This is a genomic window from Methylobacterium sp. 1A (assembly GCF_058072805.1).
Genome location: NZ_JBYQVE010000001.1, coordinates 3,089,467 through 3,112,056, shown reverse-complemented (window position 1 = coordinate 3,112,056; position 22,590 = coordinate 3,089,467). Strand labels below are relative to the sequence as shown.

The 22,590-nt window shown below is 74.3% G+C and carries 22 protein-coding genes; 14 read left to right on the top strand and 8 right to left on the bottom strand.

The features are described from left to right. Window positions 1-48: 48 nt before the first annotated feature. Window positions 49-924: an SDR family oxidoreductase gene (locus ACX9MN_RS15205; protein WP_091680254.1), complete on the bottom strand. Its 876-nt coding sequence runs from the start codon at window positions 922-924 to the stop codon at window positions 49-51. A 321-nt stretch (window positions 925-1,245) separates the two neighbouring features. On the opposite strand from ACX9MN_RS15205, the gene ACX9MN_RS15200 reads away from it, so the two are divergent. From ACX9MN_RS15200 to ACX9MN_RS15190, 3 genes are all read left to right on the top strand, one after another. Then, complete coding sequence (locus ACX9MN_RS15200) at window positions 1,246-1,416, top strand: hypothetical protein (RefSeq protein ID WP_157862090.1); 171 nt, start codon at window positions 1,246-1,248, stop codon at window positions 1,414-1,416. Between the two features lie 13 nt (window positions 1,417-1,429). Next, window positions 1,430-1,645 (top strand): hypothetical protein, encoded by a 216-nt coding sequence (locus tag ACX9MN_RS15195; RefSeq protein WP_091680256.1) that lies wholly within the window; start codon window positions 1,430-1,432, stop codon window positions 1,643-1,645. Between the two features lie 164 nt (window positions 1,646-1,809). After that, a complete protein-coding gene (locus ACX9MN_RS15190) occupies window positions 1,810-2,235 on the top strand; it encodes a GFA family protein (protein ID WP_489725229.1) in 426 nt (141 codons plus the stop codon). 95 nt (window positions 2,236-2,330) lie between these two features. On the opposite strand, the gene ACX9MN_RS15185 is transcribed toward ACX9MN_RS15190, so the two are convergent. Further along, the gene (locus tag ACX9MN_RS15185) at window positions 2,331-3,020 is read right to left on the bottom strand and encodes an urease accessory protein UreE (protein ID WP_489724834.1); all 690 of its coding nucleotides are present in this window, start codon (window positions 3,018-3,020) and stop codon (window positions 2,331-2,333) included. A gap of 251 nt (window positions 3,021-3,271) precedes the next feature. On the opposite strand from ACX9MN_RS15185, the gene ACX9MN_RS15180 reads away from it, so the two are divergent. The 3 genes from ACX9MN_RS15180 to ACX9MN_RS15170 all read left to right on the top strand — a co-directional run bounded on the left by ACX9MN_RS15180 (window position 3,272) and on the right by ACX9MN_RS15170 (window position 5,186). Beyond that, window positions 3,272-3,541 carry a YMGG-like glycine zipper-containing protein gene (locus ACX9MN_RS15180; RefSeq protein ID WP_012318984.1) on the top strand — a complete coding sequence of 90 codons (270 nt, stop codon included), beginning with the start codon at window positions 3,272-3,274 and terminating at the stop codon, window positions 3,539-3,541. A gap of 152 nt (window positions 3,542-3,693) precedes the next feature. Beyond that, entirely contained in the window at window positions 3,694-4,434 is a 741-nt protein-coding gene (locus tag ACX9MN_RS15175) for a TerB family tellurite resistance protein (protein ID WP_020092283.1), read from the top strand. Then, window positions 4,431-5,186 (top strand): N-acetylmuramoyl-L-alanine amidase, encoded by a 756-nt coding sequence (locus ACX9MN_RS15170; RefSeq protein WP_489724833.1) that lies wholly within the window; start codon window positions 4,431-4,433, stop codon window positions 5,184-5,186. The genes ACX9MN_RS15175 and ACX9MN_RS15170 overlap by 4 nt, the downstream gene beginning before the upstream one ends. 24 nt (window positions 5,187-5,210) lie before the next feature. On the opposite strand, the gene ACX9MN_RS15165 is transcribed toward ACX9MN_RS15170, so the two are convergent. Beyond that, window positions 5,211-6,245, bottom strand: coding sequence for a TerC family protein (locus ACX9MN_RS15165; RefSeq protein WP_020092281.1), 1,035 nt, complete (start codon window positions 6,243-6,245; stop codon window positions 5,211-5,213). Between the two features lie 275 nt (window positions 6,246-6,520). Beyond that, window positions 6,521-8,068, bottom strand: coding sequence for an MDR family MFS transporter (locus ACX9MN_RS15160; RefSeq protein WP_489724832.1), 1,548 nt, complete (start codon window positions 8,066-8,068; stop codon window positions 6,521-6,523). A 256-nt stretch (window positions 8,069-8,324) separates the two neighbouring features. Between ACX9MN_RS15160 and ACX9MN_RS15155 the strand changes: the two genes are divergently transcribed. Beyond that, window positions 8,325-9,542, top strand: coding sequence for a TIGR03862 family flavoprotein (locus tag ACX9MN_RS15155; RefSeq protein ID WP_489725228.1), 1,218 nt, complete (start codon window positions 8,325-8,327; stop codon window positions 9,540-9,542). 10 nt (window positions 9,543-9,552) lie between these two features. Here the strand turns inward: ACX9MN_RS15155 and ACX9MN_RS15150 are convergent, their stop codons facing one another. Beyond that, complete coding sequence (locus ACX9MN_RS15150; protein ID WP_489724831.1) at window positions 9,553-10,455, bottom strand: collagen-like protein; 903 nt, start codon at window positions 10,453-10,455, stop codon at window positions 9,553-9,555. Window positions 10,456-10,680: 225 nt separating this feature from the next. Between ACX9MN_RS15150 and ACX9MN_RS15145 the strand changes: the two genes are divergently transcribed. From ACX9MN_RS15145 to ACX9MN_RS15125, 5 genes are all read left to right on the top strand, one after another. Then, the gene (locus ACX9MN_RS15145; protein ID WP_489724830.1) at window positions 10,681-11,466 is read left to right on the top strand and encodes an ImuA family protein; all 786 of its coding nucleotides are present in this window, start codon (window positions 10,681-10,683) and stop codon (window positions 11,464-11,466) included. Further along, on the top strand, window positions 11,393-13,078 hold the full coding sequence (locus ACX9MN_RS15140) for a Y-family DNA polymerase (RefSeq protein ID WP_489724829.1): 1,686 nt from the start codon (window positions 11,393-11,395) through the stop codon (window positions 13,076-13,078). Before ACX9MN_RS15145 ends, ACX9MN_RS15140 begins: the two co-directional genes overlap by 74 nt. After that, window positions 13,075-16,359, top strand: coding sequence for an error-prone DNA polymerase (locus ACX9MN_RS15135; protein WP_489724828.1), 3,285 nt, complete (start codon window positions 13,075-13,077; stop codon window positions 16,357-16,359). The genes ACX9MN_RS15140 and ACX9MN_RS15135 overlap by 4 nt, the downstream gene beginning before the upstream one ends. 67 nt (window positions 16,360-16,426) lie before the next feature. Beyond that, window positions 16,427-16,891 carry a hypothetical protein gene (locus ACX9MN_RS15130; RefSeq protein ID WP_489724827.1) on the top strand — a complete coding sequence of 155 codons (465 nt, stop codon included), beginning with the start codon at window positions 16,427-16,429 and terminating at the stop codon, window positions 16,889-16,891. A 65-nt stretch (window positions 16,892-16,956) separates the two neighbouring features. Further along, complete coding sequence (locus ACX9MN_RS15125) at window positions 16,957-17,583, top strand: Uma2 family endonuclease (RefSeq protein WP_042675400.1); 627 nt, start codon at window positions 16,957-16,959, stop codon at window positions 17,581-17,583. Between the two features lie 146 nt (window positions 17,584-17,729). On the opposite strand, the gene fae is transcribed toward ACX9MN_RS15125, so the two are convergent. Further along, on the bottom strand, window positions 17,730-18,269 hold the full coding sequence (gene fae / locus ACX9MN_RS15120) for a formaldehyde-activating enzyme (RefSeq protein ID WP_020092273.1): 540 nt from the start codon (window positions 18,267-18,269) through the stop codon (window positions 17,730-17,732). A 320-nt stretch (window positions 18,270-18,589) separates the two neighbouring features. Between fae and ACX9MN_RS15115 the strand changes: the two genes are divergently transcribed. Beyond that, window positions 18,590-18,805, top strand: a complete 216-nt coding sequence (locus tag ACX9MN_RS15115) for a hypothetical protein (protein WP_020092272.1) — start codon at window positions 18,590-18,592, stop codon at window positions 18,803-18,805. Between the two features lie 17 nt (window positions 18,806-18,822). Here ACX9MN_RS15115 and ACX9MN_RS15110 read toward each other — a convergent pair whose 3' ends face one another. Beyond that, on the bottom strand, window positions 18,823-19,272 hold the full coding sequence (locus ACX9MN_RS15110) for a hypothetical protein (RefSeq protein ID WP_026604787.1): 450 nt from the start codon (window positions 19,270-19,272) through the stop codon (window positions 18,823-18,825). Between the two features lie 250 nt (window positions 19,273-19,522). Here ACX9MN_RS15110 and lexA point away from each other — a divergent pair, with 250 nt between their 5' ends. Then, on the top strand, window positions 19,523-20,251 hold the full coding sequence (gene lexA / locus ACX9MN_RS15105) for a transcriptional repressor LexA (RefSeq protein ID WP_489724826.1): 729 nt from the start codon (window positions 19,523-19,525) through the stop codon (window positions 20,249-20,251). Here the strand turns inward: lexA and ACX9MN_RS15100 are convergent. Continuing rightward, the gene (locus ACX9MN_RS15100; RefSeq protein WP_489724825.1) at window positions 20,245-22,572 is read right to left on the bottom strand and encodes a ComEC/Rec2 family competence protein; all 2,328 of its coding nucleotides are present in this window, start codon (window positions 22,570-22,572) and stop codon (window positions 20,245-20,247) included. The genes lexA and ACX9MN_RS15100 overlap by 7 nt on opposite strands. Window positions 22,573-22,590 lie beyond the last annotated feature (18 nt).

Sequence of the window (22,590 nt, the reverse complement as noted above, 5' to 3'; positions counted from 1 at the left end):
GGCGCCGCTGCCGCGGGGCCTGTCCGTGAAACGCGCGGGCGAGGCGCGTCAGAACACCGGCATGGCCCCGGCCACCGTGACGAGCGCGCCCGACGTGTAGCTGCTCTCCTCGGAGGCCAGCATCACGTAGGCCGAGGCGAGTTCGGCCGGTTGTCCGGGCCGGCCGAACGGAACCTGACTGCCGAAGGATTTCACCGAATCCTGGCTCATCCCGGAGGGGATGAACGGGGTCCAGATCGGCCCGGGCAGCACGCCGTTCACGCGCACGCCCTTCTCGGCGAGGAGCTGGGCCAAGCTGAGCACCATGTTGCTCAGGGCGCCCTTGGTGGCGCTGTAGGCCATGAGCGACGGCATCGGGTGCTTGGAATTCACCGAGGAGGTGAAGATCACCGAGGCGCCGGGCTTCAGATGGGCGAGCGCCGCCTTGGTCACGTAGAACGCGCCGAACACGTTGGTGCGGAAATGGTCCTCGAACACGGCGTCGTCGATCGCGGCGAGGTCCTCGTTCGGCTGCTGGAACGCGCCGTTGTTGACCAGCACGTCGAGGCGCCCGAACGTCTCGACCGTGCGGGCGACGATCTGGCGCCCGTAGGCGGCGTCCTTGAGGTCGCCCGGCAGGAGCAGTGCCCGCCGACCCGCCTTCTCGACCCACTGGGCGACCGCCTCCGCGTCGGCCTGCTCGTCCGGCAGGTAGGAGATGGCGATGTCGGCCCCTTCCCGGGCGAAGGCGATGGCGACCGCGCGGCCGATACCGGAATCGCCGCCGGTGATCAGCGCGGCCTGGCCGGTCAGCTTGCCCGAGCCCTTGTAGCTCGCCTCGCCGTGGTCGGGTTCGGGCTCCATGCGGCCGGTCTTGCCGGGGAAACTCTGGGGCTGCGCCGCGAAGGGCGGGCGGGGATACTTGTGCAGCGGATCCGTGGTCACGCGTCGTCTCCGATGGGGATGCCGGTCCAACCGCACGGCATCCCGGGTGTTCCGGTGCCCTGGCGCCGCGCCCCGCCGGCACAGCCCCGTTCGAGGCCGCCCTCCCCCCTCCCCCCTCGCGGACAACACGAACCCGTGTGCCGGCGAGCGGCCGACACAGGTCAGCAACAGCCGCTCGTCACTCTGGCCGAGAGGAGGTCCCGCCATGATCGACGTTCAGCCGGAGGATCGGCCCGCCCGCGTGATCGACCGGGTCCTGATCTGCGCAGCGATGCTCTCGCTCACCTTCGGGCTGGCGACGGGCCTGTGGGGCCTGCTGCAGTGAGCCAGCCCGGGGATCCGGGTCCCGCGCAGGGATCCGGGGCGCGGATCACGATCCGGCCCGGTCGCGCGCCCGCGCGGCGGTCCGGACGCGACTACACCGCCGTGACGCTGATCGGAGCGGGACTCACGGTGCTCGCGCTCGCGCTGCTGCTGGTCGGGATCCCGTGAGCGGTCGCCGGCGATGCTGCTGAACCGCGTCCTCGTCGCCGCGCTGGTCGTCGCGGTCGCGGCGTTCCTGCTGTACCTGGCGGCCCTCGCGCGCGCGGCGCTGTCGCCCAACGAGCCCTACGCGGCCAGCATCGGCCTCACCCTCGACCAGTGCGTGGCCGCCCAGGACAGCCTGTCCGCCGAGGCGGCGCGCCTCTACTGCCTCAGGCCCGTCCCGAAGCGCCTGTGACCGGCAGGGATCTCGGCCCGCCGACGACCCTGTGTGAGTTTTCCTGACACATCGTGTGACGACATGGTGATTGTCCGCACGGTGCCGGAAACTTACGGTTCGAGGTGCCGGCCGGCTCTGCCGCCGCGCCCGGTCGCAGGAAAACGCACGGGATGCCCAGCACCATGGCGGACGACGCGATGACCCGGTCCGGACGCTGCCACTGCGGGGCGGTGCGCTTCGAGGCGGCCCTTGACGGGGATCTCGCGTCGATCCGACGCTGCACCTGCTCCTACTGCCGCATGCGCGGCGCCGTCGTCGTCATGGCGCGGCCGGGCGGGGTGAGGATCCTGGAGGGGGCGGAGGCGCTGACGACCTACCGGTTCCATACCGGGGCGGCGCAGCACTTCTTCTGCTCCCGCTGCGGCGTCTACACGCACCATCAGCGGCGGTCGGACCCGAACGTCCACGCCGTCAACGTGGCCTGCCTGGACGGGGTCAGTCCCTTCGACTTTCCGGAGGTCCCGGTGATGGACGGCGTCAATCACACGAACGACACCGGCCAGCCCACGCGGCGCGCCGGCACGCTGCGCTTCGTCCCGGCAGAGTGACGGCCGCGTAGGGCTGCGTGAGGGTCGCGTGACGGCGGCGGACCGTCCGCGGTCGGGGCCCGGTGCGGGATCCCCGATCGGGCCCGGCTCAACCGCTAGTGATCGTGGCCGCAGCCGCAGCCGGGACCGTGCACGTGGCCGTGCTTCTGGTGCCCGTGCTCGTGATCATGGCCGTGATCATGGCTGTGACCGTGGGCATGATCGTGGCCGTGCTTCTCGTGCCCGTGATCGTGGCTGTGCCCATGATCGTGCGCGTGGGCGTGGTCATGCCCGTGGTCATGGCCGTGCTCATGCCCGTGGTCGTGATGATGGTGGGCGTGATGGTCGTGCCCGTGATCGTGCCCGCAGGTGCTGTGATCGTGGGCGGCCTGCTCGGGACGGAAGGCACGGGAGACCGGGGTCGCGACGCAGCCCTGCCCGCGCACCAACTCGGCCGCGGCGGGCGTCGCCGGCACGTAGAGCACGTCCGCGCCGATCTCGGCGTCCACGTGGCTGCCGCCGAGCTGCCAGGCCAGGCGCAGCAGGCGGGCCGGATTCTCGGCGCGCACCTCCAAGAGATCCTCGGCGGCCGCCCGCACCGCGACGAGCCGGCCGTCGTCGAGGCGCAGGGCGTCGCCGTCCTCGAGCGCCGCGGCCTTGGTGAGCGCGACGTCGAAGCCGAGGCCGCCCTCGGCGACCAGGGATCCGGCGACGGCAGCCCGGCCCGCGCGGTCGAGGGTCACCGTGTCGGCGACGCGGTCGGCGCGGACCGCGGCCCGGCGGACGATCGTGGTGGCTGTCGGCATGGGACCCTCGGACATGTGCCGGACTGGTGCCGGGCGTGGTGCCGGATAGGGCGTCGCGGCACCGCGGCCGGAGCGCCTCCGAACGTGGCATAGGGCGAGACGGGAACCGGGCGCAACTCGTCTCGCAACGCGTCTCGCGGCCGATGGAACCTTAGCCGTATGGCCGACATTCCTTTCCTGCTAAGCTCGACCCGATCCGCAACGATCACGGCCACCGGCCGGACCGGATTCACAAGGGAGTTCTGGGGACCATGAAGAAGCTGACGGCCGCCGCCATCGCCACCATCGCCGCCCTCTCGCTCGCCGGCTGCAACACCCCGGAGGACCGGGCTCTGGGCGGCGCCGGCCTCGGCGCCCTGACCGGTGCCGCGATCGGCGCGGCGGCCACCGGCCGCGCGGGCGGTGCCCTGGCGGGGGCCGCGATCGGCGGCGCCGGCGGCGCCATCGTGGGCGCCTCGACCGCGCCGCGCTGCCCCTACGGCACCTATCGCGACGCCTACGGCAACGTGTACTGCCGCTGAGCTGAAGGGGGCGGGCCGGGCGCGTCCCGGCCCTTCCTCGCGGCGTGCGGAGCGGCTATCCCGTCGCTCGGCCGGGCCCGTCCCGGTGCCGGAACCCCGCCGCCGCCGATGACAGAGCCGAGCCGAGGATCAGCGCCGGGACCGGTCGTCCCATGACTCAGGCGACCAAGACTCAGGGCGTCTGGGGCAAGCTCGGCGGCGCCGGATTCGGCCTCGCGATCGGCGGCCCCCTCGGGGCGCTGATCGGCGGGGTCGCCGGTCATTTCCTGCTCGACCGCGTCGGCGCGCCTTTCGGGCGGACGCCGCGCGACGTCGTGTTCACCACCGGCCTCGTGGCGCTCGCCGCCAAAATGGCCAAGTCCGACGGCGTCGTGCTGCCCTCGGAGGTCGAGGCGTTCGGCCGGGTCGTGCAGGTGGAGCCGTCCGCGCGGGCAGGCGTCGAGCGCCTGTTCGACCTCGCCAAGAAGACCACGAACGGCTTCGAGGCCTACGCCCAGCAGCTGGCGACCACCTTCGGCGACGAGCCGGCGCTCCTCGAGGACGTGCTCGACGGCCTGTTCCAGATCGCCGGCGCCGACGGGGCGCTGCACGAGGCCGAGGAGCGCTACCTGCGCGCGGTCTCGGGCATCTTCGGCTTCGACGAGGCGGCGTTCCGGCGCATCGCTGCCCGCCACGTGCGGCTGCCGGACGATCCCTACGGCGTCCTCGGGCTCGACCGCGAGGCGGACGACGCCGCCGTGAAGGCCCGCCACCGGGCGCTGGTGGCCGAGCACCACCCGGACCGGGCGCTCGCCCGCGGCCTGCCGACGGAGGCGGTGGCCATCGCCACGCGGCGGCTCGCCGCGATCAACGCCGCCTATGACCGGATCGCGCAGGAGCGCGGGCTGCGGTGAGCCTGACCCCCGACAGCCCCCTCGCCCGCCGCGTCGCGCCCTCGCCGAACCACGGCGCCCGCCGCGCGGGGCCGCTCGACATGCTGATCCTGCACTATACCGGGATGGACAGCGGGGCCGCCGCCCTCGCGCGCCTGCGCGACCCGCTGAGCGAGGTCTCGGCGCACTACCTCGTGTTCGAGGATGGCGGGATCGTCCAGATGGTGCCGGAGGCCCGCCGGGCCTGGCACGCCGGCGCCGGCGCCTGGAAGGGCGAGACCGACGTCAATTCCCGGTCGATCGGGATCGAGATCGTGAACCCGGGCCATGCCGGCGGCCTGCCGCCCTACCCGGAGGCCCAGGTCGAGGCGGTGATCGCGCTGGCCCGGGACATCCTCGCCCGCTGGCCGATCCCGCCGGAGCGGGTGCTCGCCCATTCCGACGTCGCGCCCGAGCGCAAGGTGGATCCGGGGGAGATCTTCCCGTGGGACCGTCTGGCGGCGGCGGGGGTGGGGCACCGCGTGCCCCCCGCGCGCCTCCAGGACGGCCGGTTCTTCGCGCGGGGCGATGCCGGCCAGCCCGTCGAGGCGCTGCAGGCGATGTTCGCGCTCTACGGCTACGACCTGCCGGTGACCGGGCTGTTCGACGCGCGCACCCAGGCGGTGGTCACCGCGTTCCAGCGCCACTTCCGCCCGGCGCGGGTGGACGGCGTGGCCGACGCCTCCACCATCACCACCCTGCGCGACCTGATCGCGGCGCTGCCGGCGGCCTGAGGGCCGGGCGCCCGCCGGGCCCCCTCAGGCGCGGTGGGCCCGGGCCTCACGGGGGTGCCCGGCCTCCGGGGCCGGCGCGACCGGCGCGTCGGTCCGGGTCCGCCAGAGGCTGTAGAAGACGCCGGCCGCCAGCAGCGTCAGGGTCACCACCAGGGAGACCCAGGGCTGCACGTGGATGAGCCCGAACGTGTCGGCCACGACGATCTTGGCGCCGATGAAGATCAGGATGAAGGCCAGCGCCGTCTTCAGGTAGGCGAACCGGTCGACCATCGCGGCGAGCGCGAAGTAGAGGGCGCGCAGGCCCAGGATCGCGAAGATATTGGAGGTGTAGACCACGAACGTGTCGGTGGTGATCGCGAAGATCGCCGGCACGCTGTCGACCGCGAAGATCACGTCGGCGCCGTTCACCAGCACCAGGGCGAGCGCCAGCGGGGTGAAGTACAGGGCGACCTTGCCGGTCCTCGGGTCGGTCTTGCGCACGGTGAAGCGCTGGCCGTGCAGGTCGGGCGTGACCCGGAAGGTCGTCTTGAACCAGCGCACGACGGCGCTGTTCTGGAAGTCGCCCTCCTCCTCGTCGCCCGAGAGCAGGATCTTCAGGCCGGCGTAGATCAGGAAGGCGGCGAACAGGGAGAGCACCCAGTGCACCTCGTGCACCAGGGCGGCGCCGAGCCCGATCATCAGGCCGCGCAGCACCACGGCCGCCAGGATGCCCCAGAGGAGGACCCGGTGCTGGGCCGCCCGCGGGATGCCCAGGGCCGTGAGGATCATGGCGATGACGAAGACGTTGTCCATCGACAGCGACTTCTCGACCACGAGGCCGGTGACGTACTCCTCGGCGGAAGACGGCCCGAGATACCACCAGATCCAGCCGCCGAAGGCGAGGCCGAGGGCGAGGTAGAAGCCGGTGAGAGCCAAGCTCTCCCGGACGCCGATCTCGTGCTCCTTGTCGCGGTGGAGGAGCCCGAGGTCGAAGGCGAGCAGGCAGGCGATCAGGACGTGGAACCCGAGCCACATCCACAACGGCTTGCCGAGCCATTCGACGGTGAGGACGTCCATCATGTGCGGGGACCTGATGCTGATTCCAGATGGAAAGCATCGGCTCCGACATCACGGGCGCTGAGGAGCGCCCGCCAGAGGGGCCCGCAGCCGATGGGGCCGACGTAAGCGGTGATCCGGGCGAATCAAGGGCAGAGCGCCCGGCCGGCGCGCGGTCCGGTGACGCTATCCGCTCCCCGTGGCCCCGCCGCGACGCGGGCGCGCGTGTCGGGGCGACCTCCTGTCCCGGAGCAGGAGCGCGCGCGGGGTGAGGGACCGCGTCCGGTTCCGCGCCGCCGTCAGGCGGAGGCGTCCGGCGTCTCGGCGGCCATCTTGGGGGATGTGCGCTCGCGCAGGGGCCGCTCCTCCATCAGCGCCAGGAACGTGAAGGCCCCGAGCAGGCCGAGGCAGGCGGCCAGGAAGACGTGGCGGAAGGTCAGGGCGAGCTGGGCCGGGTCCGCGCCGCGGATCAGGCTCTCCACGTCGTGGGCCCCTCCCCCCGCCCCGCCCGCGGCGCCGCCGAGCACGATCGTGCCGAAGGCCGCCACGATCAGGGCCCCGCCGAGGGAGCGGAAGAAGTTCATCGCGGCGGTGGCGATGCCGAGCTGGTGCGTCTCCACCGCGTTCTGGATCGAGATGGTCGAGAGCGGCAGGATCGTCCCGATCCCCATGGAGAGCAGCGCGAACAGCACCTCCATGAGCCAGAAGGGCAGCGCCCGGCCCTGCCAGGCGATGGTGGCGCAGCAGGCGAGGCTGACGCACATCATCGCCAGGGGCACGCGCTTGTAGTGCCGGAAATGCAGCATCGACCGGCCCGACAGGGTCGCGCCCGTGACGGTGCCGATCATCAGCGGCACCAGGGCCACCCCGGACTCGCTCGCCGAGAGCCCGATCACCCCTTCGAGGAAGATCGGCACGTAGATGGTGAGCCCGATGAAGGTGCCCATGGCGAAGCACGCCGCCAGCGTCGCGCTGTAGACCACCCGGTCCTTGAGCACCTCCGTGGGGATCAGCGGCTCGGCCGCCGTGGCGAGCCGCGCCGCGAAGCCGCCGCCCAGCACGGCCGCCCCGGCCAGGAGGGCGAGGACCGGCGCCGAGTCCCAGGGATAGCGCACCCCGCCCCAGCTCAGGGCCAGCAGGAGGGTGACGGAGCCCGCCACCATCAGGGCGGCGCCGGGATAGTCCAGCCGGTGGCGGCGCTCGTGGCGGGGCAGGCGCTTGAGGTTGGCGTTGGTGAGCGCGAAGGCGAGGACGCCGATCGGCAGGTTGATCCAGAAGATCAGGGACCAGTGCAGGTGCTGGGCGAAGAGGCCGCCGAGCAGCGGCCCCGCCACCGAGGCCGTCACGAACACGCCCGCGATCACCACCTGGTAGCGCGCCCGCTCCTTGGGCGACATGATGTCGGCCAGGATGGTCTGCGCCAGGGCGATCAGGCCGCCGCCGCCGACACCCTGGAGACCCCGGGCGAGCGCCAGCGCCACCATCGTGGGCGCGAGCGCGCAGGCGAGCGAGCCGACCACGAAGGTCGCGATGGCGATCAGCAGCATGACCCGCCGGCCGTGGATGTCGCTGAGCTTGCCGTAGAGCGGGGTCACCGCCGTGGAGGCCAGCAGGTAGGCGGTGACGATCCAGGGCAGGTTCGCGGCGTCGCCGAGGTCGAGGCCGATGGTCGGCATGGCGGTCGCCACGATGGTCTGGTCGAGGGCCGCGAGCAGCATCGCGGTCATCAGCCCGTAGACGATGGCGCGGATCTCGCCGGGGCTGAGCGCGGCCTGCGGGGCGGCCCGCGCCTGGGCCTGCGCCTGGGCCTGCGGCTGGATCTCGGTGACGGCGACGGGACTGGCCACGTGTCTGAGAGCCTCTGATCCGGACCGTGCCGGCCGACCGTCCGGGGCGGACGGGGCCTGGGGCGGCATGAGGGGGGCGCGGGCGGGCCGCGGTCGCGGGCCGGTGCACCGGTAACCGCGGCGCCCGGGATCGGGAAGAACGTGCGTTCGGGCGTGTCCGTTTCCTAGCGCAACGCCGGAGGCCGGCCCATGGCGCCCGGCGCCGATCCGACCTTCGCCCTTGACAGAGGGTGCCGGGCTGTCGCTCTCCCGCCCCATGCCGGATGACAGGGACGCAATCGCCATCGTGGGCGGGGGGCCCGCCGGGCTCGCCGCGGCCGAGCTGCTGGGCGAGGCCGGCCGCGCGGTCACGGTCTACGAGCGCATGCCGTCGGTCGCCCGCAAGCTGCTGATCGCCGGGCGCGGCGGCCTCAACATCACCCACGGCGAGGCGCGGGCCGAGTTCCTCGCCCGCTACCATCCGCGCGGCGCCCTCGACGCGGCCATCGCGGCCTTCCCGCCCGACGCGCTCAGGGCGTGGTGCGCGGATCTCGGCGAGCCGACCTTCGTCGGCACGAGCGGGCGCGTCTTCCCGCGCAGCTTCAAGGCCTCGCCCCTGCTGCGGGCGTGGCTGGCGCGGCTCGACCGCCTCGGCGTCCGGATCCGGACCCGCCACCGGCTCACGGGGATCGCCGGGGGCCTGCGCTTCGAGACCCCGGACGGTCCCCTGGACATCCGGCCGCGCGCCACCCTGCTGGCGCTGGGCGGGGCGAGCTGGCCGCGCCTCGGCTCGGACGGGCGCTGGGTGCCGCTCCTCGAGGGGCTCGGCGTGGCGGTGTCGCCCCTGCGTCCGGCCAATGCCGGCTTCGCGGCGGCGTGGTCCGACCTGTTCCGGGAGCGGTTCTCCGGCGCGCCGCTGAAGCGGGTGGCGCTCACCTGCGCGGGCACCACGGTGCGGGGCGAGGCCGTGATCACGGAGGCCGGCCTCGAGGGCGGGGCGGTCTACGCCCTCTCGCGCGCCCTGCGCGAGGCGATCGCGGCCGGGGGCAGCGCCCGGCTCGTCGTGGATCTCCGCCCGGACCTGACCCGGGACGCCCTCGCCCGCCGCCTGTCCGGCGCCCGGCCGGGCGACTCGGCCGCGACCCGGCTGCGCAAGGCCGCGGGCCTCGCGCCCGCGGCGGCGGGGCTGCTGCGCGAGGCGGCCGGCGGCGCCCTCCCGGCGGAGCCCGGGGCCCTCGCCGGGCTGATCAAGGCTGCGCCCATCACCCTCACCGCCTCCGCGCCGATCGAGCGGGCGATCTCGACGGCGGGCGGCGTCCGGCTCGACGCGCTGGACGGGCGGTCCATGCTGCGCGCCCATCCCGGCCTGTTCCTGGCCGGCGAGATGCTCGACTGGGAGGCGCCGACCGGCGGCTACCTCCTCCAGGGCGCCTTCGCGGGCGGCCGGTCGGCCGCCGCCGGGATGCTCGACTGGCTGCGCGAGACCGGCGGCTGACCCGCCCGGCTCACGGCCGCGTGCAGAACCCGACGATGCCGGTCGCCTCCGCCGGGCAGCTGGCGCCCTCCCCGTCGTAGGTCGGCGCGCCGCCCTTGAGGCAGTGGGCCGTGACCAGCATCTCCCCGGTCCCGCAGGTGATCGTGCAGCCTCCCGGGCAGTCGGACTTGCGCACGGGCCGCAGGCTGGCGGCCTCGCCCTTCGGGCCCGGGCCGCCCTGCGGCCCGATCGGCCCCCGCGAGCCCGGTGCGCCCGGCGGGCCCGAGGCTCCTGCGTCGCCCTTCGGGCCCGGTGCGCCCTGCGGGCCGGCCGCGCCCGTGGCACCGGGCTCCCCCTTCGGGCCGGGCTCGCCCTGGGGACCCGTATCGCCCTTGAGGCCCTGATCCCCCTTGAGGCCCTGCTCCCCCTTGGGACCGGTCTCGCCCTTGGCCCCCGTCTCGCCCCTGGGACCCGTCTCGCCGGGCGGTCCCGCCGCACCCTGGGGACCGGGCGGTCCGGGCGGACCCTCGGGCGCGCAGTTCGCCACGACCGCCTCGCGCTCGTCCGGCTCCGCCTTCAGCGTCACCACGCAGGTCGAGGGCCGGTAGGGCAGCCGGAAGGTGAACCGGCCGCGCCGGTCGGCCTGGATCGAGATGTCGTCGTCCAGCACCACGATCGCGCCGGGCTTGCGCACGGAGCCCGAGATCCTCAGGTCGCCGGCCTCGATCCGCGCGTCGTAGACCATGATCGGCTGGCTCGGGGCCTGCGCGTGGCGGACCCGCGGGCGGGCCGGGCGCGCCCGCCCCGTCGCGGGGGTGGACGCGGCGGGATCCGGGGCGGCGGCCCCCGGCGGATCCGCCTGCTGGCCGAGCGCCGCGCCCGGCAGGGCGAGCAGGAGCGTCAGAGTGAGGGCTGAGCTGAGGGCTGAGCGCATGCGCGGTCCGGTTCGGCCGCGTCACGCGCGCGGCGTCCGGACATTGGTCTCGCCCTGCGATTGCGGTCAACCGCGACCTCGGACGGCGCGGGGGCGGTCGATTCCACAGGCGTCCACAGCCGTCCACAGGCCAAGCCGCTGCCGCCACGCGCGATTCCGGGACCCCGCGGAAACCGTTTGTGCATGTTCCTGTTATGTTCCTATCGTCCAGCATGACCGGAGCCGATGGAGATGGGGCTGGACCCTGCCGACGAGACCGAGGCGGCGATCGCGCGGGGCGATCCCCGGGCCCGGCTGGCGGTCCTGCGGGCGCGCCTCGCGCCGCCGGATCGCGGCCGGGATCCGGCCCCGGTCCTGCCGCTGGGCGTTCCGGATCTCGACGCGCACCTGCCGGGCGGCGGTCTCGCCCTCGGGCCGCCCCACGAGATCGCGCCGGCCGAGCCCGCGGATGCGATCGCGGCCCTGGGCTTCGCCCTGGCGCTCTGCGCCCGCCAGCTCGCCCGGGAGCCGGGGGAAGCGCTGATCGCCGCCGCGCCCGGCCAGCCCCTGCCCTACGGGCACGGCCTCGCCGGCCTCGGCCTCGACCCCGGCCGCCTGCTGCTGCTGGAAGCCGGCAGCGACGCGGAGGTGTTCCGCGCCCTGGAGGCGGCCCTGCACGCGCGGGCGCTCACGGCCCTGATCGGCCTCCTGCGGGACGGGCTGCCGCTGAAGCCGGGCCGGCGCCTGCAGCTCGCCGCGGAAGGGCCGGCGCCGCCGCTGCTGCTGATCCTGCGGCCGGCGTCGGCCGGTCTGCCCAACGGGGCCGCCACGCGCTGGCGGATCGCCGCCGCCCCGGCGGCGCGGGACCGGTTCGGCACCCTGGACAGGCCGCGCTGGCGGGCGCGGCTCGAGCGCTGCCGCAACGGGCGGGGCGGCGACTGGCTTCTGGAGTGGGACCATGCCGCGCATCGTCTGCATCTGCCTGAGCCATTGGCCGGTGACGCGGCTGCGGCGGGCCGGTCTCGCGCCTGAGCGCGGCCCCCTCGCGGTGGCGGCCGAGGGGTCCGGCGGGCTGCGGCTCGTGGCCCTCGACCCGGAGGCCCGCGCCCTCGGCCTCCGGGTCGGCGAGCCCCTCGGCCGGGTCCGGGCGCGGATCGGCGTGCCGCTCCAGGTCTACCCGGCCGACCCGGAGGCCGACCGGGACGCCCTGCTGCGGCTCTGCCGCTGGGCGAGCGGCTACGCGCCCCACGTGGCCCCGTTCGGGCCGGGCGAGGCGGCGGACGGGCTCTACATCGACGTCGCCGGCGCGAGCCACCTGCGCGGCGGCGAGGCGAACCTCGTCGCGGACCTGGCCGCCCGGCTCGCGCGGAGCCGCGTACCGGCGGGGATCGCGCTGACCGACACGCCCGGCGCCGCCTTCGCGCTGGCGCGGCAGGGCGGGCTTGATCCGGTCGTGGTGCCGCCGGGCGGGGCCTCGCAGGCCCTGCGGGCCCTCCCGGTGGACGCCCTGCGCCTCGATCCCGGCACGGTCGCGGGCCTGAAGCGGCTCGGCCTGCGCCGGATCGGCGAGCTCGACGCCCTGCCCCGGGGGCCCCTCGCCCGCCGCTTCGGCGCGGCGCTGCTGCTGCGGCTCGACCAGGCCCTGGGCCGCCGGCCCGAGCCGCTGGCGCCCCTGACGGAGGCGGCCGCCTACGCCGCCGCCCGCGGCTTCCTCGACCCGATCGGCCGGCAGTCGGACATCGTCCGGACCGCCCGGGACCTGATGGCGGAGACCGCGCCGCGGCTGGAGCGGGACGGGCTCGGCGCCTGCGCCCTGCGCCTCGGCCTGCACCGGGTCGACGGCGCCCTGCGGGTGATCGATCTCGGCCTGTCCCGCCCCGAGCGCGATCCTGAGCGGGTCGCGGCCCTCGTCGCCCTGCGCCTCGACCGGCTGGGCCCCGCCCTCGACGCCGGCTTCGGCTTCGAGACGGTGGCGCTCGCCGTGACGGTGACCGGCCCCATGCCGGCCCGCCAGACGGATCTCGGCGCGGCGGCCCCGGGCGACGGGATCGGGTTCCTGGCCGACGCCCTGGCGCAGCGCCTCGGGCGGGCGCTCCTGCGGCTCGAGCCGCGGGCGAGCCACCTGCCGGAGCGGGCCGACCGGGACCGGGTCTGGGTTGCCGGAATGGGGCACGGACCGTCGACCGATCGAGGCGTCGGCCGGCCACGGGCGCCTCTCCCGCCCCCCGCTCCCGAACGGGAGAGTGGGCCGGATGCGCTCCTTCAGCGTCGGCGTTCAACCGTGATGGCTGAGCCTTCCGGCCCAGCGGCGGAAGAGGAGGCGCGCACCGGCGCGTCCCCCTGGCCCGACCACCTCCCGCCCCGCCCCCTGGTGATCTTCCCCCGCGGCGAGGCCGCCCTCGACGTGCTCTCGACCGTCCCGGAAGGGCCGCCCCGGCGCTTCCGCTGGCGCGCCCGGATCCACCGCGTCGCCCATGCCGAGGGGCCGGAGCGGATCGCCGCCGAATGGTGGCGCGCGCCCGGTGCGGATCGCGATTACTACCGCATCGAGTGCGAGGCCGGGCACCGGCTCTGGCTCTACCGCGACGGCCCGCACGCCCCCGATCGCCCGGCCGCGTGGTACGTCCACGGGCTCTTCGCGTGAGCGGTCCCGCCTACGCCGAGCTCGCCGTCACCACGAACTTCTCCTTCCTGCACGGCGCCTCCCATCCGCAGGACTTCGTCGTGCAGGCGGCGTCCTACGGCCTCGCGGCCATCGGCATCGCCGACCGCAACACCGTGGCCGGCGTGGTCCGGGCGCACGCGGCGGCGCTGGCGCTCGACCAGGAAGGCACACCGATCCGGATCCTGCCGGGGGTGCGCCTCGTCACCGAGGAGGGGTTCGAGGCCGTCACCTACCCGATGGACCGGGGCGCCTGGGGGCGCCTCTGCCGGCTGCTCACCCTGGGCAACCGGCGCGTCCGCAAGGGCGCGTGCCGCTTCTCCTTCGCCGAGATGGTGGAGGCCGCCGAGGGGCAGATGTTCATCGCGATGCCGCCGGCCCGGCGCCTGCCGGAGGGTTTCCGGGCGCGGCTAGAGGCGCTGGCCGCCGCCGCCCCGGGCCGGACCTTCCTCGGGGCGAGCCACACGCGCCGCGGCGACGAGCGGCGGCGCCTCGGGCTGCTCGCCGAGCTGGGCGCGGCCTCCGGCGCCCCGATGGTCGCGGTCTCGGACGCGCTCTACCACCATCCCGAGCGACGCCCGCTGCAGGACGTGGTCACCTGCATCCGCCAAGGCTGCCGGATCGAGGACGCCGGCTACCGGCTGGAGGCCAATGCCGAGCGCCACCTGAAGCCCGCCGCCGAGATGGCGCGGCTGTTCGCCGACCACCCGGAGGCGCTCGCCCGCACCGTCGAGATCGCGCAGGCCTGCGAGTTCAGCCTGTCGCAGCTGCACTACGAGTACCCGGACGAGCCGGTGCCCCCCGGGCGCACGCCGCAGGAATACCTGGAGGAGAAGACCTGGGAACGGGCGCGCTGGCGCTACGGCGGCGAGGTCCCGGACGGCGTCGCGGCGACGCTGCGCGAGGAGCTGCGGCTCATCGCAAAGATGAAATACGCCCGCTACTTCCTGACCCTGTTCGACGTGGTCGAGTTCGCCCGCGGCCGGGGCATCCTGTGCCAGGGCCGCGGCTCGGCGGCCAATTCCGCCGTGTGCTTCTGCCTCGGCATCACCGCGGTGGACCCGTCGAAGCACCGGCTGCTCTTCGCCCGCTTCATCTCGGAGAACCGCGGCGAGCCCCCCGACATCGACGTCGACTTCGAGCACGAGCGCCGCGAGGAGGTGATCCAGCACCTCTACGCCCGCTACGGCCGGGAGCGGGCCGCCCTCTGCGCCACGGTGATCCACTACCGGCCCCGCATGGCGATCCGCGAGGTCGGCAAGGTCCTGGGCCTGACCGAGGACGTGACCGCGGCGATCGCCGACACGGTCTGGGGCTCCTGGGGCACCGGCATGCCGGACCAGCACGTGCGCGAGGCCGGGCTCGACCCGGAGAACCCGGCGATCCGGCAGGCGCTCGACCTCGCCCACCAGCTGATCGGCTTCCCCCGCCACCTGTCGCAGCATGTCGGCGGCTTCGTGCTGACACGCGGCCGCCTCGACGAGACCGTGCCGGTGGGCAACGGCGCCATGGCGGACCGCACCTTCATCGAGTGGGACAAGGACGACATCGACGCGATCGGCCTGATGAAGGTCGACGTGCTGGCGCTCGGCATGCTGACCTGCCTCAAGCGCGGCCTCGATTTCCTGGAGAAGGATCACGGCACCTTCTACGAGACGCTGGCCGACCTGCCGCAGGACGATCCCGCGACCTACGCGATGCTGACGAAGGCCGATTCCGTCGGCGTGTTCCAGGTCGAGAGCCGGGCGCAGATGTCGATGCTGCCGCGCCTGAAGCCCAGGGAGTTCTACGACCTCGTGGTGCAGGTCGCGATCGTGCGCCCCGGCCCGATCCAGGGCGACATGGTCCATCCCTACCTGCGGCGACGCTCCGGGATCGACCCGGTCGAGTACCCGGCCCCGCACCCGGATCACGGCCCGGCGGACGAGCTGAAGGAGGTCCTGCAGAAGACCTACGGCGTGCCGCTGTTCCAGGAGCACGCCATGCAGATCGCCATCACGGCGGCGGGCTTCACCCCGGCCGAGGCCGACGGGCTGCGCCGGGCGATGGCGACCTTCCGCCACGTCGGGTCGATCGGCGGCTTCGCGGAGAAGTTCGTGGGCGGCATGACCCGCCGGGGCTACCCGCAGGACTTCGCCGAGCGCTGCTTCGCGCAGATCCGCGGCTTCTCGACCTACGGCTTCCCGGAGAGCCACGCGGCGAGCTTCGCGCTCCTCGTCTACGCCTCGGCCTGGATGAAGTGCCGGCACCCCGACGTCTTCCTGGCCGCGATCCTCAACGCCCAGCCGATGGGCTTCTACCAGCCGGCCCAGCTGGTGCGCGACGCCCGGGCCCACGGGGTCGAGGTGCGGGGCGTCTGCGTCAACGCCAGCGACTGGGACTGCACCCTGGAGCCGGCCGGGGATCCGGCGCTGCACGCCGTGCGGATCGGTCTGCGCGTCGTGCGCGGCCTGCCCGAGGCCGCGATGCGCCGGCTCGTGCGGCTGCGCGCCAACGGCTACGCCAGCATCGAGGGCCTGCAGGCGTCCCTCGCCCTGCCCCGCAACACCCTGGAGCGGCTGGCGGAGGCGGACGCGTTCCGCTCGCTCGGCCTCGACCGGCGCGCCGCCCTGTGGATGGTCCGCACCCTGGAGGGGACGTCATCCCGCAAGGCCGCCAAGGCCGATGCGAGCGAGCGCCGCGCCCATCTCCTCGACGCACCCCTGCCGCTCTTCGCGTGGCACGCCGATGACGGCCTGTTCCGGCACGAGCCGACGGTGGACCTTCAGCCCCTGGCCCCGTCCGAGGCCGTGGCCGAGGATTACGCCGCCACCGGCCTGTCGCTCCAGGGGCACCCGGTCGCGTTCTTCCGGGGGCGGCTCGCCCGGATCGGCGCGATCCCGGCCCGGGCCCATCTCGATCCGGCGCTGCCCCAGGGGGCGCGGGTCACGGTGGCGGGGCTCGTGCTGATCCGCCAGCGGCCCGGCACCGCCAAGGGCGTGGTCTTCCTGACGCTGGAGGACGAGACCGGTATCGCCAACGTGATCGTCTGGAAGACCGTGTTCGAGGCGAACCGCCGGATCGCCATGCAGGCGCGGTTCCTCGCCGTGCGCGGCCGGATCCAGCGGGCGGACGGGGTGGTCCACCTCGTGGCGGAGGGGTTTCGCGACCTCACCGCCGCCCTGCGCGACCTGCGCGAGGCCGGCATGAAGCTGCCGCCCGAGAACACGGATTTCGGCGTGCCCCCGGACCGGCGCGTGTTCCCCAGCCGGGATTTCCACTGAGGCCGGCCCTTCGAGCGGCCCTCGACCAGCCCCTCGACAGGCCCTGCGCCGCGCGTAGAGTGCGGCGATGTCGAGCTTCTCCGTCCCGCGCCTCCTCCTCGCCGCCTGCGCGGCCCTGCCCCTCCTGGCGGAGGCCGCCCGGGCCGACAGCTGCGACGACCTCACCCGCCAGATCGCCGACGCGATCGGCGGCCGGGTCGGCAAGCGCGCCGGCCCCAGCATCGACATCCGCGTGGCTGGCCCGATCAAGTTCGACGTGACCTGCCGGGCCGAGCCGATCGTGCAGGCGACCTCCGCCGAGCCGAGCCCCTCGGCGACCTTCTTCCGCGACCTGTCGGTGGCCTCCGAGATCCTCATCGGCCAACCGGCCGCGACCGTCGAGCCGATCATCGCCACCGCCTACCGGACCGCGCTGGCGGAGCGGCGCAAGTCGTTCATCCAGCAGAACGGCTGGTCGGCGTCCTGCTACACCGACCCGGGCAGCAGCACGATGCGCACCCTGTGCTCGGTGGGGCGTATCCCGCCGGGTTAGGCGCCCTTGACCGGGCGAACCGTCGGCGGAATCCTCGATCTCCGTCGACTCGGCCCTGGCTGCCCATGACGACTCTCAAGACCCCGCCCATCCACAGGACCGATCCCCATCGGGGCTTCCGGGACTTCATCGAGACGCGCCCCGATGAGGAGAAGTGGGAGCTCATCGAGGGCCAGATCGTGATGCAGGCCCGGCCGAGCCTCATCCATCAGGTCGTGGTCGTGAATTTCCAGCGCCTGCTGAACGCGGCTCTGGAGCGGTCGGGCTCGTCGTGGATCGCCATCCACGATCCCGCCATCGACCTCAGGCCGTTCCTCACGGGACACACCTACGTCCCGGATGTCGCGGTCATCGATGCGGCGACCATCGAGCCCGACCAGAACGTGGTCGAGGGCTGTTACCTCGCCGCCGAGATCCTCTCGCCGAGCGATCACCGGAAGCTGCCCGGTACGCACCGGACGAAGATCGACGTCAAGCGCGCGGGCTACGAGGCGTTGCCGCTCTGTCAGGCCGTGCTTCTGATCGAGCAGAGGAGCTGCGCACTGTCTCTTTCCGTGCGCAGCGGTGAGACTTGGACCCGCACCCGCCTCACCGGGGATGATCGTCTGGCGCTCCCCGTCTTCGGCCTCGAGTGTGCCGTGGCCGATCTCTACGCACGCACGCCCGTGGGGCGTGCGTCGGGACCGGGTTGACCCACAAACCATCGAAGGAACCGGGCTGGCCCCCTCCTTGCCAGCGCAGCGAAGCGATCCAGGCGGCGCCACGGTCACCGAACGCGCGCTGCCCCGACGCGCTTCGCCGCGCGATGACGGGGCGGCGTGCCCCGCCGAGCGGCCGCTCAGTACTCGATCACGCCGTCGAGCGCGTAGTGCTTCACGGTCTTCCGGTTGGCGATCAGCTCGTCGACCGTGGGCTCGCCCTTGAGGGCGCGGGCGATGGCGAGTTTCGTGGCCTCGTAGTTGGTCCGGTAGAGGTCCTTCTGGTCGAGGTTGTCGTCCTCGGCGCAGCGCTGATCGAGCCAGATCATGATGATCATGCACAGCTCGTCGAGCCCGTCCTTCGGCAGGATGCCCTCGATGATGCAGTCCACGATCGCGTCGCCGGTGGCGGCCTGGACCACGCCGCCGAGGAGCTCGGCATACTCGGCCGTGTGGATCGTGACCTTGGTGGTCATCATCGTGGCCGGGCGCACGAGCTGGTTGAGGTCGCGCACCACGAACATCCGCGTGTGGCCCTGGACCTGCCCCATCATCGACGCGAAGGCCTGACCGACCGGGCCGCGCACCGAGCCGATCAGCACCTCCGGCATGGCGTCGGTGTACTGGCCCTCGGCCGCCAGCACCGTGGCCTCGCCCGTGCGGAACCAGATCTCTTGCATGTTCGAACTCCACCTGATCGGAGCCCGCGGGAGACATCATCGGCGGCCTCGCGTCAATCGCCCCGAAGCCGGCTCCCATCCCGGCCGCCCCTGCCCTCGCCCGCGCTGCGGCGCGGGCGCGGACCCGTGCCGCCCCGCGTCGCCGCGATGCGGCCGCCGGCATCCGCGACGGCGCGCATCTCCACCCCTGCGCGGCCTGTGGCCTTGAGGAACGCGGACAGGCGAGGCAGGGAAGATCGGAGCGCGGCTCCGGGAGCGGTCCCGGGCCTGGCCGTTCCGGTGGGCGCGCGGCGCCGTGCCGGGCATGCGGGAGGAACACGATGGCGGAGAGCACGGACCGGGGCTCCGGCTGGAGCCTTCAGGCGAGCGCCGTGCCCGACGGGGTGCGCCTGGAACTCGCCCTCGCCGACCTCGGCGGTGCGCCGGTCACCGCCGCGATCGTGCTCGACCGGACGGAGGCCCGGGCCTTCGCCCGCGCCCTGCTGGCCGCCGCCGGCGACGCCGCGGAGCGGACCTTCCCGAAGCCGGGCGCCTGAGGACGCGCCGCCAGCCGTCAGCGCACGCCGAGGCCCGGATTGCGGCCCGGCAGGCGGGGGACCACGGTGCCGCGCTTCTCGATCGGCGCGTCGCAGGCGTAGGCGAACTCAGTCTTCAGCGGATCGAACACGGTCTCGCCGGTGATCCGGCAATCCTCGCGCACGGTCTCGTCGAGATAGGCCCGGGCGGCGGTGCGGAAGCGCTTCACCCGGGTGGCGCCCGGCTCCGGATCGATCCGGACCTCGCTCAGGTTGCAGCCGGTATACTCGCGCAGGGCGTTGGACACGATCAGCATCCGGCGCAGCTGCCGGTTGTCGTAGACCTCGTAGGGCTCCTTGCAGCCGATCGTGACGACCTGGGGAGTGAGCGCCACGTAGTTCCGCGAGATGTAGGAGAATCCGGTGGTGCAGCCGGCGAGGCCGAGGGCGGCGAGGCCGAGGGGCAGCAGAGCTGCGGGTCGTCGCATCCTCGTCATTCCAAGAGGGTCCCAGCCCGCGCCCCGGATCCGCCGCCTTCCCGGCGGGGCGCCGCGATGCATTGAAACGGCTCCGCTTGCGCCGTCAATGCGTTTCTCGACCTTACTCCCGCGGGCGCGCCGCGGCGCGCCGGGCCGAGCGGTGCCGCTCTTGCGGAACACTTGCGGAACGTTTAACCTGTTCGTGATTTGTTTCGGAGACCGTCACGTGGCGGTCCGCCAAGCCGCGAGTCCCCCGTCGATGCTCACGCGCAAGCAGCTGGACCTCCTGCGATTCATCCAGAGCCGGATGCAGGAATGCGGTGTCCCGCCGTCGTTCGACGAGATGAAGGATGCCCTCGATCTCAAGTCGAAATCCGGCATCCACCGGCTGATCACGGCGCTCGAGGAGCGCGGCTTCCTCCGGCGCCTCCCCAATCGGGCGCGCGCCATCGAGGTGATCCGGATCCCCGAGAGCCTGACCCAGGCCGCTCCGGCGACTCAGGCCCCCGTCGAGCCGCGCCGCTTCACGCCGAGCGTGGTCGAGGGCGGTAAGTCCAAGCAGCCGCCGGCCCCGGCGAGCACGCGGATGATCGACGAGTCCGGCCGCGCCATCTCGATCCCGGTCATGGGCCGGATCGCGGCCGGTACGCCCGTCTCGGCGATCCAGAACCAGAGCCACGCCATCACCCTGTCGCCGGACTTCGTGGCCGGCGGCGAGCACTACGCCCTCGAGGTGCGCGGCGACTCGATGGTCGAGGCGGGCATCCTGGACGGCGACCTCGTGGTCATCCGCAAGCAGGAGACGGCCAATACCGGCGACATCATCGTGGCACTGATCGACGACGAGGAGGCGACGCTCAAGCGCCTGCGCCGCCGCGGCTCGTCGATCGCCCTCGAGGCCGCCAACCCGGCCTACGAGACCCGCGTGCTCGGGCCCGACCGGGTCCGGATCCAGGGCCGCCTCGTGAGCCTCGTCCGCCGCTACTGAAGCGGCTCGGCCGGCGCGTCGCCGGGGGCGAGGTCTCCGCCCGGCGCGGCGTCGGCCTCCGGCGTCGCGGCGACCCCGTCCTCCGCGGGGCGGTCGCCCGGCTCCGCGGTGACCGGCCGCGGCGGTCCAGGCCCGCGCCCGGCGGCCGGCTGCCAGGGCACGGCGCGGCCGTCGTTCCGGGCGTAGCGCGCGGCGAAGCCGTCGCCGTCGATCCGGAGGGCCACGGCCCCGCGGGCGGCGAGGACGCGCCGGTCGATCACCAGCGGCCCCGTGCAGGTCGGCGGCGCCGCGAGGCCCGTGATCAGCACCGCGGCGCGGGCGCAATCCTCCGGGAAGGCCCGCCGGTCCCGGACCAGGGCGACCGCCCGCCCGTCCGGCAGCCGGGCGGTGCAGCCGAGCCGGTCGCAGCGCCCGCTGCCCGACCGGACGATCAGCGCCGCGGACCGCCGCCCGTCGCCGTCCGCCTTCAGCCACTGCTCGAGGACGAAGCCCGAAGGGCTGCCGAGGGCCGCGAGCCGCCCGTCCGGGCCCCGCACCGCGGCCCCCGCGCCCTGCCGGTCGACGTAGAGGTCGTAGTGGTCGGGCCGGGCCGCGAGGACGAGCCCGAGCAGGACCGGCGGCACGGCGAGCCAGCGCAGGCGCGAGGCCGGCAGCGTCCCCAGCAGCAGGCCGGCGGTCAGCAGGGCCAGCGCCCCGGCGCCGAAGGCCGGCAGCACCAGGACCGCCCGCTCGAACCCGGCGATCCAGTCCGAGATCGCCAGCATCCCGGCCACCGCCTGCCCCATCAGCCACCAGACCGGCCGGTCGAGGGCGAAGGGATAGGCGAGGCAGCCGATCACCGCGGCGGGCATCACCACCAGGGAGACGAGCGGCAGGGTCAGGGCGTTGCCGACGAGGCCGAAGGGCTGGACCGTCTGGAAGTGGTAGGTGGCGAAGGGGGCCGTCGCGACCTGCGCCACCAGGGTCGTGGCCAGGGTCCCGGTGATCGCCGACAGGCCGGTCCCGACGAGCCGCCCGATCCGCCCGGCCCCCGGGCGCACGAGCAGCCGCCCGTCGATCAGCCGCGCGCAGGCGATCAGCCCGGCCACGGCGCCGAAGGACATCTGGAAGCTCGGGCCGAGCAGGCCCTCCGGCTCCCGGGCGAGCGCGATCAGCGCCGCGAGGGCGAGGTTGCGCATCGACAGGGCCGGCCGGTCCACCAGGATCGCGCCGAGCATGATCAGGGTCATGATCAGCGAGCGCTCGGCCGCGATGTCCCAGCCCGAGAAGGCGCAGTAGGCGGTGACGCCGACCATGGCGAAGCCGGCCGCGATCTTCTTGATCGGCCAGAGCAGCGCGCAGAGCGGCACCGCGGCGAGGAGCGCCCGCACCAGCCAGAACACCACGCCGGCGGCCAGCACCATGTGGAGGCCCGAGATCGACACCACGTGGTAGATGCCGGCGGCGCGGAGCGCGTCGTTGGTGGCCGGCCCGATGAGGCCGCGCTTGCCCGTCACCAGGGCCGCCGCCACCGCACCCGCCTGGCCGCCGGCGGCCTCCGCGATCCGGCGCGTGAGCCCGTTGCGCGCCGCGTCGAGCGCAGCGGCGAGCCGCAGGCCCAGCGGCGGCGGCCCGGACGGTTCCCGGACGGTGACGGTGCCGATCAGCGAGCCCACCGCGCCGATCCCCTGGAAATAGGCGTCCCGGGCGAAGTCGTAGCCGCCGGGCCGGGCCGCCTCCGGGGGCGGCAGCAGCCGGGCCGTGGCGGCGACGCCGTCCCCGGGACGCGGGATCGGCGTCTTCCGGAACGAGACCCGGACCCGGGCGGGCCGCGCCTCCGGCGCGAGGCCGGCGAAGCTCTCCACCCGGATCACCAGCCGGGCGCCCACCTCGCGCTCGTCCAGGGCCTCGACCGTTCCGACGAGCGGGCCGATCGTGGTGCGGGTGAGGATCGGTGCGGCGACCTGCGAGACCCGCCAGGTCGCCGCCGCGAAGCCGAGGAACGCGGCCGCCACCGCGAGCGCCGCCGCCAGGGCCGCCGGCCGCGCGCCGAGGACGGGGACCGGCGCCAGCGCGAGGCCGGCCGCGATCAGGGGGGCGGCGAGGCTCGGCGCGCCGTCGGCCGCCGCGAAGTAGACCAGGATCCCGCCGCCGAAGGCCACCGCCAGCCAGGGGAACAGCCGGCGCTGCTCGGCCTCGCGGGCGAGGCCGGCGACGACCCAGTCGCGGAGCGCCGGGAGGGCGGCCAGGAGGGCGGCCAAGAGGGCGGCGGGAAGGGCTCGGGCGCGCGGGCCGATCAGCGCGACCGCGCCGTCCGCCCGCCTCGCGCCGATCCGCCGCATCGCCGCCGCCCCGCTCCG

Bases quoted from the DNA above. Each gene is read 5' to 3' on its own strand.
- ACX9MN_RS15175 (WP_020092283.1), top strand. From the start codon at position 3,694: ATGACTCAGGCGACCAAGACTCAGGGCGTCTGGGGCAAGCTCGGCGGC.
- ACX9MN_RS15180 (WP_012318984.1), top strand. From the start codon at position 3,272: ATGAAGAAGCTGACGGCCGCCGCCATCGCCACCATCGCCGCCCTCTCG.
- ACX9MN_RS15190 (WP_489725229.1), top strand. From the start codon at position 1,810: ATGGCGGACGACGCGATGACCCGGTCCGGACGCTGCCACTGCGGGGCG.
- ACX9MN_RS15165 (WP_020092281.1), bottom strand. From the start codon at position 6,245: ATGATGGACGTCCTCACCGTCGAATGGCTCGGCAAGCCGTTGTGGATG.
- fae (WP_020092273.1), bottom strand. From the start codon at position 18,269: ATGCAAGAGATCTGGTTCCGCACGGGCGAGGCCACGGTGCTGGCGGCC.
- ACX9MN_RS15140 (WP_489724829.1), top strand. From the start codon at position 11,393: ATGCCGCGCATCGTCTGCATCTGCCTGAGCCATTGGCCGGTGACGCGG.
- ACX9MN_RS15185 (WP_489724834.1), bottom strand. From the start codon at position 3,020: ATGCCGACAGCCACCACGATCGTCCGCCGGGCCGCGGTCCGCGCCGAC.
- ACX9MN_RS15130 (WP_489724827.1), top strand. From the start codon at position 16,427: ATGTCGAGCTTCTCCGTCCCGCGCCTCCTCCTCGCCGCCTGCGCGGCC.
- ACX9MN_RS15150 (WP_489724831.1), bottom strand. From the start codon at position 10,455: ATGCGCTCAGCCCTCAGCTCAGCCCTCACTCTGACGCTCCTGCTCGCC.
- ACX9MN_RS15155 (WP_489725228.1), top strand. From the start codon at position 8,325: ATGCCGGATGACAGGGACGCAATCGCCATCGTGGGCGGGGGGCCCGCC.
- ACX9MN_RS15115 (WP_020092272.1), top strand. From the start codon at position 18,590: ATGGCGGAGAGCACGGACCGGGGCTCCGGCTGGAGCCTTCAGGCGAGC.
- ACX9MN_RS15100 (WP_489724825.1), bottom strand. From the start codon at position 22,572: ATGCGGCGGATCGGCGCGAGGCGGGCGGACGGCGCGGTCGCGCTGATC.
- lexA (WP_489724826.1), top strand. From the start codon at position 19,523: ATGCTCACGCGCAAGCAGCTGGACCTCCTGCGATTCATCCAGAGCCGG.
- ACX9MN_RS15125 (WP_042675400.1), top strand. From the start codon at position 16,957: ATGACGACTCTCAAGACCCCGCCCATCCACAGGACCGATCCCCATCGG.
- ACX9MN_RS15195 (WP_091680256.1), top strand. From the start codon at position 1,430: ATGCTGCTGAACCGCGTCCTCGTCGCCGCGCTGGTCGTCGCGGTCGCG.
- ACX9MN_RS15110 (WP_026604787.1), bottom strand. From the start codon at position 19,272: ATGCGACGACCCGCAGCTCTGCTGCCCCTCGGCCTCGCCGCCCTCGGC.
- ACX9MN_RS15145 (WP_489724830.1), top strand. From the start codon at position 10,681: ATGGAGATGGGGCTGGACCCTGCCGACGAGACCGAGGCGGCGATCGCG.